The sequence below is a fragment of the Clostridium sp. CCUG 7971 genome (assembly GCF_017590215.1).
Taxonomy (GTDB): domain Bacteria; phylum Bacillota; class Clostridia; order Peptostreptococcales; family Peptostreptococcaceae; genus Faecalimicrobium.
This window is the reverse complement of sequence record NZ_JAFFPK010000145.1, coordinates 1-12030: the sequence shown is the minus strand read 5'-3', so window position 1 is coordinate 12030 and position 12030 is coordinate 1. Positions and strand designations below refer to the sequence as shown.

The window sequence follows — 12030 nt, the reverse complement described above, 5'->3', positions numbered from 1 at the left end:
ATAGCTTCACTTATATCATGTGTAACTAAAATTGCAGATTTATTTTCATTTCTTATAATTTTATAAACATCATCACTTACTAAAAGTCTTGTTTGATAATCAAGTGCAGAGAAAGGTTCATCTAAAAGTAAGATATCAGGATTTACTGAAAGAGTACGAATAAGTGCAACTCTTTGTCTCATACCACCAGACAATTCTTTTGGATACATATTTCTAAACTCCCAAAGCCCATAAGTTTTCAAAAGTTCTTCAACTCTGGCTATTGCTTTTGGTGTTTTTTTCTTTTGAATTTCAAGACCTAGTGTTATATTGTCCATTATGTTTCTCCATTCTAGTAAATGGTCTTTTTGAAACATATACCCAATATTTCCATTTACGACTACATCTCCATTAGTTGGTTTTAAAAGTTTTGTAAGAATGTTTAAAATTGTTGACTTTCCACATCCAGAAGGACCAAGAAGTGTTAAAATTTCTCCCTCATTTAAAGAAAAATTCATATCATTTAGAACTTGTAGCTCCCCTTCTTTATTGTAGAAAGTCATCGAAAGATTTTTGACTTGTACTATATTACCCAAGTTGTCACCCCCAGTTAAAATTGAAACTATACTCTATAGTATTAAATTTGAATGGGATTTGTACCAGTTTGAGGTTGTTAATTACGTTTAATAGATAAGAAATTTGATAAGTGTATCTTATAGAAAATAACAAAGTAGAATGATTTTCTAGCGACTTGTTGAAATTAGATTAAATTGCTAGAAATTTATCTTGATAACTATATCTATGAAAAATTAAAGAAAAAGAAAGTTTAGGTAGTTGTAATTTGCTGTAAAGTGGTGTAATATAATGTGTGATATGAAAAGAAAATATAAAAAAACAAATTAGTATGTAATCAATTGTAGAATATTTTAATTTAAAATGAAATAGTTAATTTAAAATAAAAAAATAATTTAAAATCATAGAAGGAATACGTAAATCCATGTAGAATATTATATATAAATAAAACTTTATATTAAAGTTTTGTTTATAAAAACATACACATTACTATTAATAAAAGGGTGGAGATATATGTTTAAAAATTTAATATGTGCTAAAGAGGAAAGCGTATACACAATAAAGATAGCCAGAGAAAAATATCTAAATGCACTAAATGAAGAGGTATTAAAAGAATTAGATATGGCTATTGATATCATCAATAATGATGAAGAAATTCATGTAGGTATAATAACAGGAGAAGGAAAGGCTTTTGTAGCAGGGGCAGATATAGAAGCTATGAAAGATATGAACTTTGAAGAAGCAAGAATATTTTCAAAAACAGGAAATCGTTTGTTTAGGAAAATAGAAAACTGTGAAAAACCTATAATAGCAGCAATAAATGGATTTTGCTTAGGAGGTGGATTAGAACTTGCTATGAGTTGTGATATTAGAATAGCAAGTACGAAAGCAAAATTTGGACAGGTAGAAGCTAACCTTGGAATATTACCAGGATTTGGTGGAACTCAACGATTGCCTAGAATTGTTGGGGTAGGTAAAGCGAAAGAGCTTGTATACAGTGCACAAATAATAACCTCGAAAGAAGCATTAAATATAAATTTAGTTAACAAAGTTGTAGAACAAGAAGATTTAGTGAAAGAATGTGTAGAGATGGCTAAACTTATTTCATCTAAAGGACAGTTAGCTATAAGATATGCTAAAAATGCCATAAATAGAGGTTATGAAATAGATATAGATAGTGCTATAAACTTAGAAAATAATCTATTTGGGCTATGCTTTGCAAGTTATGATCAAGAAGAAGGTATGAGTGCTTTCTTAGAAAAAAGAGAACCAAAATTTAATATACATTGTGAAAAAAAATTAAGTAGTTCATTATAGTTCATTATAATTCATTATAGGGGGAAAAATTATGAAGATAATGGTAATAGGAAGCGGTACTATGGGAAGTGGTATTGCACAAGTATTTATAGCTAATGGACATCAAGTAATACTTAGGGATTTAAACAATGACAGCTTAGAAAAAGGAATCAAAACAATAACAAAAAGCTTAGACAGGAAAGTAGAAAAAGCAAAAATAACAGAAGAAGAAAAGAATGAAACTTTAAGTAGACTTTCAAAAACTATAGACTTAGAAGAAGCTAAAGATTGCGATTTAATAATAGAAGCTATAGTTGAAAATATGCAAATCAAAAAACAACTATTCAAAGAATTAGACAAAATATGCAAGGAAGAAACAATATTTGCAACAAACACATCATCATTGTCAATAACAGACTTATCAATAAGCACGACTAGAGCCGAAAAGGTAATAGGAATGCACTTTTTCAATCCAGCACCAGTTATGAAATTAGTAGAAGTAATAGACGGTATGCTGACATCTAAAGAAACTCACGACACGATATATAAATTATGTACACAATTAGATAAAACTCCTGTAAGTGTAGCTGAAGCACCAGGATTTGTAGTTAATAGAATATTAGTACCTATGATAAATGAAGCAATAGGAATATTTGCAGAAGGTATTGCAAATGTAGAAGATATAGATAATGCAATGAAATTAGGAGCAAATCACCCAATAGGACCACTAGCTTTAGGGGATCTTATAGGTTTAGATGTATGCTTAAATATAATGGAAGTACTATATAGTGAATTTGGAGATTCAAAATACAGACCTCATCCACTTTTAAGAAAAATGGTAAGAGCTGGCATGTTAGGGAGAAAGAGTAAGAAAGGATTTTATGATTATAAATAATTAATCACAAAATTCATTCAATAAATCACAAAGCAATCATTGATATTGTCAAGGGGGTAAAGCATGAGGGAAGTTGTAATAGTTTCAGCAGTTAGAACTCCAATAGGATCTTTAGGTGGCTCGCTTAAAGATGTAAGCTCTGTAGAATTAGGTACTATAGCAGCAAAGGAAGCTATAAAAAGAGCTAATATAAATCCTAAAATAATAGACGAAGTGCTAATTGGAAATGTATTAAGTGCAGGTCTTGGACAAAATGTAGCAAGGCAAGTTGCTGTAAAATCTGGTATTCCAGTAGAAGTTCCAGCACTTGCTATAAACAAAGTTTGTGGTTCTGGACTTAGAGCAGTTAGTATGGCAGCACAATTTATAGCTCTTGGAGATTGTGATGTAGTATTAGCTGGAGGCTGTGAAAGTATGAGTAATGCTCCGTATTTACTAAACAAAGGTAGATATGGATATGGTTTAGGGGACAATAAATTAGTTGATTCTTTAGTAAATGATGGATTAACAGATGCTTTTAATAATTATCATATGGGAATAACTGCAGAAAACTTAGCACAAAAATTTGGTATAACTAAAGAAGAACAAGATGAGTTTGCCCTTTTAAGTCAGGAAAAAGCTAAGAAAGCTCAATTAAATAATAGATTTAAAGATGAAATAGTTGAAGTTTTAATACCTCAAAGAAAAGGTGATCCTATAATATTTGATACTGATGAGCATCCAAAGCACAATACTACTATAGAAAAATTATCTAAATTAAAACCAGCATTTAAAAAGGATGGAACTGTTAGTGCAGGTAATGCATCTGGGATAAATGATGGTAGTGCAATGGTTATACTTATGAGTAGAGAAAAGTGTAATGAATTAGGATTAAAGCCATTAGCAAGTATAGTTTCATATGCTTCAGCAGGTGTGGACCCAAGCATAATGGGATATGGACCAGTTCCAGCAACCCAAAAAGCTCTTCAAAAGGCAAACCTAAAGTTAGAAGAGATAGACTTAATAGAAGCAAATGAAGCTTTTGCAGTTCAAGCTTTATCAGTATCAAAAGAATTAAATTTTGATATGGAAAAAGTAAATGTAAATGGTGGTGCAATAGCACTTGGTCATCCAGTAGGTGCTAGTGGGTGTAGAATATTAGTTTCTTTAATACATGAAATGCAAAAGAGAGAAGATGTTAACCTAGGGCTTGCTACACTTTGTATAGGTGGAGGACAAGGTACTAGTTTAATAATAAAAAAATGCTAATATAGTATATTCAAAAGAGGGGAGATATTTATGGAAAAATATGAATTATTAAAACAGATGTATAGAGAGTTTACGGTAAATGAGGTAGCTCCTATAGCACATGAAATAGATGAGGAAGAAAAGTTTCCATATGAAACAGTTGATAAAATGGCTGAATGTGGAATACTAGGAATACCTTTTCCGAAAGAGTATGGTGGAGAAGGAGGAGATTACTTAGGATACACATTAGCTGTTGAAGAACTTTCTAAAGCTTGTGGAACTACAGGTGTAATAGTATCTGCTCATACTTCACTAGGAGCTAATCCTATATATGAATTTGGTACAGAAGAACAAAAGCAAAAGTTCTTAGTGCCACTTGCAAAAGGTGAAAAATTAGCTGCTTTTGGTTTAACTGAGCCTAATGCAGGTACAGATGCATCATCTCAACAAACTACTGCAGTTTTAGATGGAGATAACTATATATTAAATGGAACTAAGGTATTTATAACTAATGCAGGTCCTGCTGATATATATGTAGTTATGGCTATGACTGATAAATCTAAAGGAACTCGTGGAATATCAGCTTTCATAGTAGAAAAGGGAACAGAAGGATTTACTATAGGTAAAAAAGAGAAAAAACTTGGTATAAGAGGTTCTGCAACTTGTGAACTTATATTTGAAAACTGTGTAATACCTAAAGAAAATTTATTAGGTAGAGTTGGGCAAGGATTTAAAATAGCTATGAAGACACTAGATGGTGGACGTATAGGTATAGCTGCACAAGCATTAGGAATTGCTCAAGGTGCATTAGATGCTACTGTTGATTATGTAAAAGAAAGAAAGCAATTTGGTAGAAGTTTATCGGCTTTCCAAAATACTCAATTTGAACTTGCTGATATGAAAACTAAAATAGAAGCTGCAAGACTTTTAGTATACAAAGCTGCTAGCAAAAAAGATACAGGAAAACCTTATAGTGTAGATGCAGCTATGGCAAAACTTTATGCATCAGAAGTGGCAATGGAAGTTACAACTAAAGGAGTACAACTTCACGGAGGATACGGATATACTCGTGAATATGATATAGAAAGAATGATGAGAGATGCAAAAATAACTGAGATATACGAAGGAACAAGTGAAGTACAAAGAATGGTTATAGGTGCAGATTTACTTAGATAAATTAGATGAGGCGAATTTTTAGGAGGGAAAAATATGAATATATTAGTTTGTGTAAAACAAGTACCAGATACAACAGAAGTAAAATTAGACCCTAAAACTGGTACATTAATAAGAGATGGGGTTCCAAGTATAATAAACCCTGATGATAAAGCAGGAATAGAAGAAGCAGTAATATTAAAAGAAAAAATGGGTGCAACAGTTACAGTTCTAACAATGGGACCACCTCAAGCTAAAAATGCGCTAAAAGAAGCAATAGCGATGGGTGCTGATAGAGCAATACTTCTTACAGATAGAGCTTTTGCAGGAGCTGATACATTAGCTACTTCAAAAACTATAGCAGGAGCTATAAAGAAGTTAGATTATGATTTAATAATAGCAGGAAGACAAGCAATAGATGGAGATACAGCACAAGTTGGTCCTCAAATAGCAAATCACCTTGATATACCATCTATAACTTACGTTGAAAAATTAGAAGTAGAAGATGACCATGTAATAGTAAATAGAGCTTTTGAAGATGGATATCAAGTTATAAAGGCAAAGATGCCACTTCTTATAACTACTTTAAAAGAAATGAATACTCCAAGATATATGAGAGTTTCTAGAATATATGATTGTATGAGAGAAGATAAAATAGAAACTTGGAATTTAAAAGATATAGATGTTTGTTTAGAAGAGATAGGACTTAAAGGTTCTCCAACTAAAGTTAAAAAGTCATTTACTAAAGGAGTTAAAGCTAAAGGAACACTTTATAATGTAGATGAAAAAGAAGGAGCAGCTATAATAGTAAATGCCCTTAAAGAAAAGTTTATAATAACTGAAGCTAAGGCTTAAAAAACTAAATAATTTGACGAAATATTTCTCAAAGAGTAGTAATTATAGGAGGGAAAATAATGAGTGTAATGATTTTTGTTGAACAAAGAAGTGGTGAAATACAAAATGTTTCTTTGGAATTAATAGGAAGAGGTAAAGAGTTAGCAGATAAATTAAATAGTAAAGTAAGTGCAGTACTTCTTGGACACAATGTTAAAAGTTTAAGTGAAGAACTTATACAATATGGAGCAGACGAAGTAGTTTGTGTTGATGATGAAAATTTAGATGTATATGTAACTAATACATACGCTAAAGCACTTTGTGAAGTTATAAATAAAAAAGAACCAGAAATCGTTTTAGTAGGAGCTACTACAATAGGTAGAGATTTAGCTCCAAGAGTTAGTGCTACTATTGAAACAGGTCTTACAGCAGACTGTACATCACTTGAAATAGATGATGAAAATAATGGACTTTTAATGACTAGACCTGCATTTGGTGGAAATATAATGGCTACTATAATATGCCCAAATCATAGACCACAAATGAGTACTGTAAGACCAGGGGTTATGAAAAAGTTAAAAAAAGATACTGCAAGAACTGGAAATATAGAAAACTTTGTAGTAGATTTTAGTGAAAATGGTAAAAACGTAGAAGTATTAAAATACATAAAAGAAACTGTAAAGAGTATTAATATAGAAGATGCTAATATACTTATATCAGCAGGAAGAGGAGTTGGCTCTAAAGAAAATATGGATGCTTTATATGAATTAGCAGACATATTAGGAGCTGAAGTAAGTGCTTCTCGTGCTGTAGTTGATGCAGGATGGGTTGATAAATCTCGCCAAGTAGGTCAAACTGGTAAAACTGTAAGACCAGATCTTTACCTTGCTTGTGGTATATCAGGGGCTATACAACATTTAGCTGGTATGGAAGAATCTGAATTTATAATAGCTATAAATAAAAATAGCGAAGCACCTATATTTGAAGCTGCAGATGTTTCAATAGTGGGAGACGTTAATAAAGTTGTTAAAAATTTAATACAAGAATTAGCATAATAACTAAAGCTTACTAATTGGTGTAGGTCTAGCTTTAAAAGGCCTACACCAGTTAATAAATATATAAATAATCATAAAGGGGGAATTTAACATGAAAGCAATGATAAGAATGAGAATGGGAAGTAATGATGCTCATTATGGTGGAAATTTAGTAGATGGCGCTAAGATGCTTCAATTATTTGGAGATGTAGCAACTGAACTACTAATACAAAATGATGGTGATGAAGGATTATTTAAAGCTTATGATAGCGTAGAGTTTTTAGCACCAGTGTTTGCTGGTGATTATATAGAAGCTGTTGGTGAAATAGTTAATGTAGGAAATAGTTCAAGAAAGATGGTATTTGAAGCTAGAAAAGTTATAGTGCCAAGAACTGATATAAATGAATCAGCAGCAGAAGTTTTAGAAAATCCAATAGTGGTATGTAAAGCTAGTGGAACTTGTGTAGTACCTAAAGATAAACAAAGATTATAGTTATTTAGGGGGGCTTTAATATGCAAAAGGTTATAATAACTGCAGCTATATGTGGTGCAGAAGTAACAAAAGAACATAATCCAAATGTTCCATATACTGTTTCTGAAATAGTAAGAGAAGCAAAGTCTGCATATGATGCTGGAGCAAGTATAATACATCTTCATGTAAGAGATGATGATGGAACTCCAACTCAAGATATAAATAGATTTAGGGAATGTATAGAGGCTATAAAGGTTGAGTGCCCTGATGCAATTGTTCAGCCTTCAACTGGAGGAGCAGTTGGAATGAGCAATGAAGAAAGAATCCAACCAGTAAATTTATCTCCTGAAATGGCAACTCTAGACTGTGGAACTTGTAACTTCGGTGGAGACGAAATATTTGTAAATACTGAAAATACAATAAAAGAGTTTGGAAAGAAAATGATAGAATTAAATGTTAAGCCAGAAATAGAAGTATTTGATAAGGGTATGGTAGATATGGCTATTAGACTTAACAAAAAAGGATTTATAAATGATAACATGCACTTTAACTTTGTAATGGGGGTTAATGGAGGCATAAGTGCAACTTATAGAGATTTAATGTTTATGAGAGAAAGTATACCTCAAAATGCTACATTTACAGTAAGTGGAATAGGAAGATCTCAATTTGATATGGTAGCTTTAAGTATATTATTAGGTGGGCATATCAGAGTAGGATTTGAAGATAATGTATATATGAAAAAAGGGGTGCCAGCATCTTCAAATGGAGAATTAGTTAAAAAGGCTGCAAATATAGTAAGAGAGCTTGGTAGAGAAGTAGCTTCACCTAAAGAAGCTCGTGAAATACTAGGTTTAGAGGTTAATATATTAAGCACACAAGAAGCTTAAACTATCTAGGGGGGATAAAATGAGCAAAGTTATATCTGTAGAAACATTAAAGAATCTTTTTAAAGATGATATGACTATTATGGTAGGTGGATTTTTAGGATGTGGAACAGGAGAAATTCTTATAGATTCACTTATAGAATCTGGTGCTAAAAACTTAACTATAATAGGAAATGATACTTCTTTTGTGGATAAAGGAATAGGAAGACTTATAGTAAATAATCAAGTTAAAAAGGTTATAGCCTCTCATATAGGAACAAATGCCCAGACGGGAAGACTAATGAATGAAGGCAAATTAGAAGTTGAATTATCTCCACAAGGAACACTTATAGAAAGAGTAAGAGCAGGTGGATTTGGTCTAGGCGGAATATTAACTCCAACAGGAGTGGGAACTTTAGTTGAAGAAAATAAAGAAAAAATAACTGTAAATGGTAAAGAATATTTATTAGAATTACCACTAAGAGCAGATATAGCACTTGTAAAAGGTAGTGTCGTTGATTCATTTGGAAATACAGTTTATAGGGGAACTACTAAAAACTTCAATCCAATGATAGCTATGGCAAGTGATTTAGTAATAGTTGAAGCTGAAGAATTAGTGGAATCTAAAGACTTAGAAAAAGAGATGATAATGACTCCAGGTGTAGTCGTAGATTACATAATAAAGGAGGCGAAATAAATGAATCCTAAAGAGATTATAGCTAAAAGGGTAGCTAAAGAATTTAAAAATAATCAATTAGTAAACTTAGGAATAGGACTTCCAACATTAACAACAAATTATCTAGAAGAAGGTATAAATGTAACTTTCCAATCAGAAAATGGAATGGTTGGTATGGGAAAACTTGCAAATGAAGATGAAGTAAATCTAGATATAACTAATGCAGGTGGTCAATTTGCAACAATAAATGAAGATGGAGCTTTCTTTGATTCATCAATGTCTTTTGGGCTTATAAGAGGAGGACATGTAGATGTAACAGTACTTGGAGCTTTAGAAGTAGACCAATATGGAAATCTAGCTAACTGGATAGTTCCTGGGAAAACGGTTCCTGGGATGGGTGGAGCTATGGATTTAGTAGTTGGAGCTAAGAAAGTTATAGTTGCTATGTTACACACTGTAAAAGGAAAATCTAAGATACTTAAAGAGTGTACTCTTCCATTAACTGCAAAAGGTGTAGTTGATATGATAATAACTGAATTTGCTGTTATGGAAGTAACAAAAGAAGGTTTAGTAGTAAAAGAAATAAGTGAGGATATAACAATTGAGGAATTAAGGGCTATGACAGAGGCTGATTTAATAATCGCCGATGATTTAGTATATAGAAATGCACAAACAGTATAAAAGGGGGATTAGTCATGAAAGGATGTAAATACGGAACACACAGAGTTATAGGGGAAAATGTACTTCCACAACCAGCTAAAAAAATAAATAATGATATGAATATTTATGATAATGAAATATTAATAAATGTTTCTGCTTTAAACATAGATTCAGCAAGTTTCACTCAAATAGAAGAAGAATGTAATCATGATGTAGAAAAAATAAAATCAAAAATATTAAGTATAGTAGAAGAAAAAGGAAAAATGCAAAATCCGGTTACTGGTTCTGGTGGGATGTTAATAGGAACAGTAGAAAAAATAGGCTCTGATTTAGCAGATAAGACAGATTTAAAAATAGGAGATAAGATAGCAACACTTGTATCATTATCATTAACTCCATTAAAAATAGAAGAGATAATAGATATAAAAGCAGATATAGATAGAGTTGAAATAAAAGGAAAAGCTATATTATTTGAAAGTGGTATATATGCAAAATTACCAACAGATATGGAAGAAAATTTAGCATTAGCAGCACTTGATGTTGCTGGTGCTCCTGCTCAGACACAAAAGTTAGTTAAAGAAGGAAATAGTGTTTTAATACTTGGGGCTGCTGGTAAATCTGGAATGCTTTGTTGTTATGAGGCTAAGAAAAAAGCTGGTAAAAATGGAAGAGTAATAGGGCTTGTTAGAGATGAAAAACAAGAGAAGTTCTTAAAAGAAAATAATCTTGTAGATGAAGTTATAACTGTAGATGCACAAAATCCTAATGCAGTTTTAAACAAGGTATTAGAAGTAAATGAAGGAAAAGAAGTAGATTTAGCTATAAACTGTGTAAATGTTCAAAATACAGAAATGAGTACAATACTACCTGTTAGAGATGGCGGAATAGTGTACTTCTTCTCAATGGCAACAGCATTTACAAAAGCTGCACTTGGTGCTGAAGGTGTAGGTAAAGATGTAGATATGATAATAGGAAATGGATACACAAAAGGTCATTCAGATGTTACGATAGCTGCTTTAAGAGAAAGTGAAACAATAAGAAATATATTCAAAAAACTATACGTATAAAATATAAGGGGTGGGGATTATGGAAAGAAAAATATTTACAGACGTTAGTAATGAATTATGGAATGATTGGAAATGGCAAGTAAAAAATAGAATCACAACAGTTGAAGAATTAAAAAAATATATACCACTTACAGAAAGTGAAGAAGAAGGGGTTAAGGAATGTCTTAAAACTTTAAGAATGAGTATAACACCTTATTATTTATCATTAATAGATCCAACTAATGCAAATGACCCAATAAGAAAGCAAGCTATACCAGTTTCAAGTGAACTTAAAGTATCAGATGCTGATTTAGATGATCCACTTCACGAAGATGGAGATTCACCAGTACCAGGACTTACTCATAGATATCCAGATAGAGCATTACTTTTAATAACAGATCAATGTGCAATGTATTGTAGACACTGTACTAGAAGAAGATTTGCTGGACAAAATGATGGAGCTCAACCAGTTGATAGAATAGATAGAGCTATAGAATATATAAGAAATACTCCAGTTATAAGAGATGTATTATTATCAGGTGGAGATGCACTTTTAATGAGTGATGAAAAATTAGAATACATCATAAGCAAGTTAAGAGAAATACCACATGTTGAAATAATAAGAATAGGAAGTAGAGTTCCAGTTGTTATGCCACAAAGAATAACTGATGATTTAGTAAATATGCTTAAGAAATATCATCCAGTTTGGTTAAATACTCACTTTAATCATCCAAATGAAATAACTGAAGAATCTATAGAAGCTTGTAATAAAATGGCAAATGCAGGTATACCTTTAGGAAACCAAAGTGTTTTATTACGTGGGGTAAACGATTGCATGCATGTAATGAAGAAATTAGTTAATGATTTAGTAAAAATAAGAGTTAGACCATACTATATTTACCAATGTGACCTATCTACTGGAATAGAGCACTTTAGAACTCCAGTATCTAAAGGTATAGAAATAATAGAAGGTTTAAGAGGACATACATCAGGATACTGTGTACCAACATTTGTTGTAGATGCACCAGGTGGTGGAGGTAAGACTCCAGTTATGCCAAACTATGTAATATCTCAAAGTTACGATAAAGTAATACTTAGAAACTTTGAAGGTGTTATAACTACTTATACAGAACCAACAAACTACAGTCATATATGTGAATGTGAAGTTTGTAGGGGTGAAAAAGAAGTTCATAAGGTAGGAGTAGCAGGTCTTTTAAATAATGAAAGAATGACACTTGAACCAACTGAATTAGATAGAAAGAAAAGAGAGTTAAGCGCTCATTTAGGTTAATAAAAACTAATACTAAGAGATATTATAGGTTA

The 12030-nt window shown here is 31.7% G+C and carries 13 protein-coding genes; 12 read left to right on the top strand and 1 reads right to left on the bottom strand.

Annotation, left to right across the window (positions count from 1 at the left end; all coding sequences use genetic code 11):
* The coding region (locus JWF52_RS16505; protein WP_286184236.1) for an ABC transporter ATP-binding protein at positions 1 to 575 on the bottom strand (575 nt) is incomplete at its 3' end.
* A gap of 490 nt (positions 576 to 1065) precedes the next feature.
* Between JWF52_RS16505 and JWF52_RS16500 the strand changes: the two genes are divergently transcribed.
* The 12 genes from JWF52_RS16500 (at position 1066) to kamA (ending at position 11998) form a co-directional block, all read left to right on the top strand.
* Positions 1066 to 1869 carry an enoyl-CoA hydratase-related protein gene (locus tag JWF52_RS16500; protein ID WP_208334612.1) on the top strand — a complete coding sequence of 268 codons (804 nt, stop codon included), beginning with the start codon at positions 1066 to 1068 and terminating at the stop codon, positions 1867 to 1869.
* Between the two features lie 28 nt (positions 1870 to 1897).
* On the top strand, positions 1898 to 2743 hold the full coding sequence (locus JWF52_RS16495) for a 3-hydroxybutyryl-CoA dehydrogenase (RefSeq protein ID WP_353654966.1): 846 nt from the start codon (positions 1898 to 1900) through the stop codon (positions 2741 to 2743).
* A gap of 63 nt (positions 2744 to 2806) precedes the next feature.
* Positions 2807 to 3991, top strand: a complete 1185-nt coding sequence (locus JWF52_RS16490; RefSeq protein ID WP_208334610.1) for an acetyl-CoA C-acetyltransferase — start codon at positions 2807 to 2809, stop codon at positions 3989 to 3991.
* A 30-nt stretch (positions 3992 to 4021) separates the two neighbouring features.
* Positions 4022 to 5146: an acyl-CoA dehydrogenase gene (locus JWF52_RS16485; RefSeq protein WP_208334609.1), complete on the top strand. Its 1125-nt coding sequence runs from the start codon at positions 4022 to 4024 to the stop codon at positions 5144 to 5146.
* Between the two features lie 33 nt (positions 5147 to 5179).
* On the top strand, positions 5180 to 5977 hold the full coding sequence (locus tag JWF52_RS16480) for an electron transfer flavoprotein subunit beta/FixA family protein (RefSeq protein ID WP_208334608.1): 798 nt from the start codon (positions 5180 to 5182) through the stop codon (positions 5975 to 5977).
* A 59-nt stretch (positions 5978 to 6036) separates the two neighbouring features.
* The gene (locus JWF52_RS16475; RefSeq protein ID WP_208334607.1) at positions 6037 to 7011 is read left to right on the top strand and encodes an electron transfer flavoprotein subunit alpha/FixB family protein; all 975 of its coding nucleotides are present in this window, start codon (positions 6037 to 6039) and stop codon (positions 7009 to 7011) included.
* Positions 7012 to 7102: 91 nt separating this feature from the next.
* Complete coding sequence (gene kal, locus JWF52_RS16470; RefSeq protein WP_208334606.1) at positions 7103 to 7483, top strand: 3-aminobutyryl-CoA ammonia lyase; 381 nt, start codon at positions 7103 to 7105, stop codon at positions 7481 to 7483.
* Between the two features lie 20 nt (positions 7484 to 7503).
* Positions 7504 to 8349, top strand: a complete 846-nt coding sequence (kce, locus tag JWF52_RS16465) for a 3-keto-5-aminohexanoate cleavage enzyme (RefSeq protein ID WP_208334605.1) — start codon at positions 7504 to 7506, stop codon at positions 8347 to 8349.
* Positions 8350 to 8368: 19 nt separating this feature from the next.
* Positions 8369 to 9022 (top strand): 3-oxoacid CoA-transferase subunit A, encoded by a 654-nt coding sequence (locus tag JWF52_RS16460; protein ID WP_208334604.1) that lies wholly within the window; start codon positions 8369 to 8371, stop codon positions 9020 to 9022.
* On the top strand, positions 9023 to 9682 hold the full coding sequence (locus JWF52_RS16455; protein ID WP_208334603.1) for a 3-oxoacid CoA-transferase subunit B: 660 nt from the start codon (positions 9023 to 9025) through the stop codon (positions 9680 to 9682). It abuts the gene before it with no gap.
* Between the two features lie 14 nt (positions 9683 to 9696).
* A complete protein-coding gene (gene kdd / locus JWF52_RS16450; protein WP_208334602.1) occupies positions 9697 to 10728 on the top strand; it encodes an L-erythro-3,5-diaminohexanoate dehydrogenase in 1032 nt (343 codons plus the stop codon).
* A gap of 19 nt (positions 10729 to 10747) precedes the next feature.
* Entirely contained in the window at positions 10748 to 11998 is a 1251-nt protein-coding gene (kamA, locus tag JWF52_RS16445; RefSeq protein ID WP_208334601.1) for a lysine 2,3-aminomutase, read from the top strand.
* The last annotated feature ends 32 nt before the right edge of the window (positions 11999 to 12030 follow it).

What these genes read in the sequence shown, in the direction of transcription:
- JWF52_RS16500 (WP_208334612.1), top strand. Translation starts at nt 1,066, where the DNA reads ATGTTTAAAAATTTAATATGTGCTAAAGAGGAAAGCGTATACACAATA.
- JWF52_RS16490 (WP_208334610.1), top strand. Translation starts at nt 2,807, where the DNA reads ATGAGGGAAGTTGTAATAGTTTCAGCAGTTAGAACTCCAATAGGATCT.
- JWF52_RS16485 (WP_208334609.1), top strand. Translation starts at nt 4,022, where the DNA reads ATGGAAAAATATGAATTATTAAAACAGATGTATAGAGAGTTTACGGTA.
- JWF52_RS16480 (WP_208334608.1), top strand. Translation starts at nt 5,180, where the DNA reads ATGAATATATTAGTTTGTGTAAAACAAGTACCAGATACAACAGAAGTA.
- JWF52_RS16475 (WP_208334607.1), top strand. Translation starts at nt 6,037, where the DNA reads ATGAGTGTAATGATTTTTGTTGAACAAAGAAGTGGTGAAATACAAAAT.
- kal (WP_208334606.1), top strand. Translation starts at nt 7,103, where the DNA reads ATGAAAGCAATGATAAGAATGAGAATGGGAAGTAATGATGCTCATTAT.
- kce (WP_208334605.1), top strand. Translation starts at nt 7,504, where the DNA reads ATGCAAAAGGTTATAATAACTGCAGCTATATGTGGTGCAGAAGTAACA.
- JWF52_RS16460 (WP_208334604.1), top strand. Translation starts at nt 8,369, where the DNA reads ATGAGCAAAGTTATATCTGTAGAAACATTAAAGAATCTTTTTAAAGAT.
- JWF52_RS16455 (WP_208334603.1), top strand. Translation starts at nt 9,023, where the DNA reads ATGAATCCTAAAGAGATTATAGCTAAAAGGGTAGCTAAAGAATTTAAA.
- kdd (WP_208334602.1), top strand. Translation starts at nt 9,697, where the DNA reads ATGAAAGGATGTAAATACGGAACACACAGAGTTATAGGGGAAAATGTA.
- kamA (WP_208334601.1), top strand. Translation starts at nt 10,748, where the DNA reads ATGGAAAGAAAAATATTTACAGACGTTAGTAATGAATTATGGAATGAT.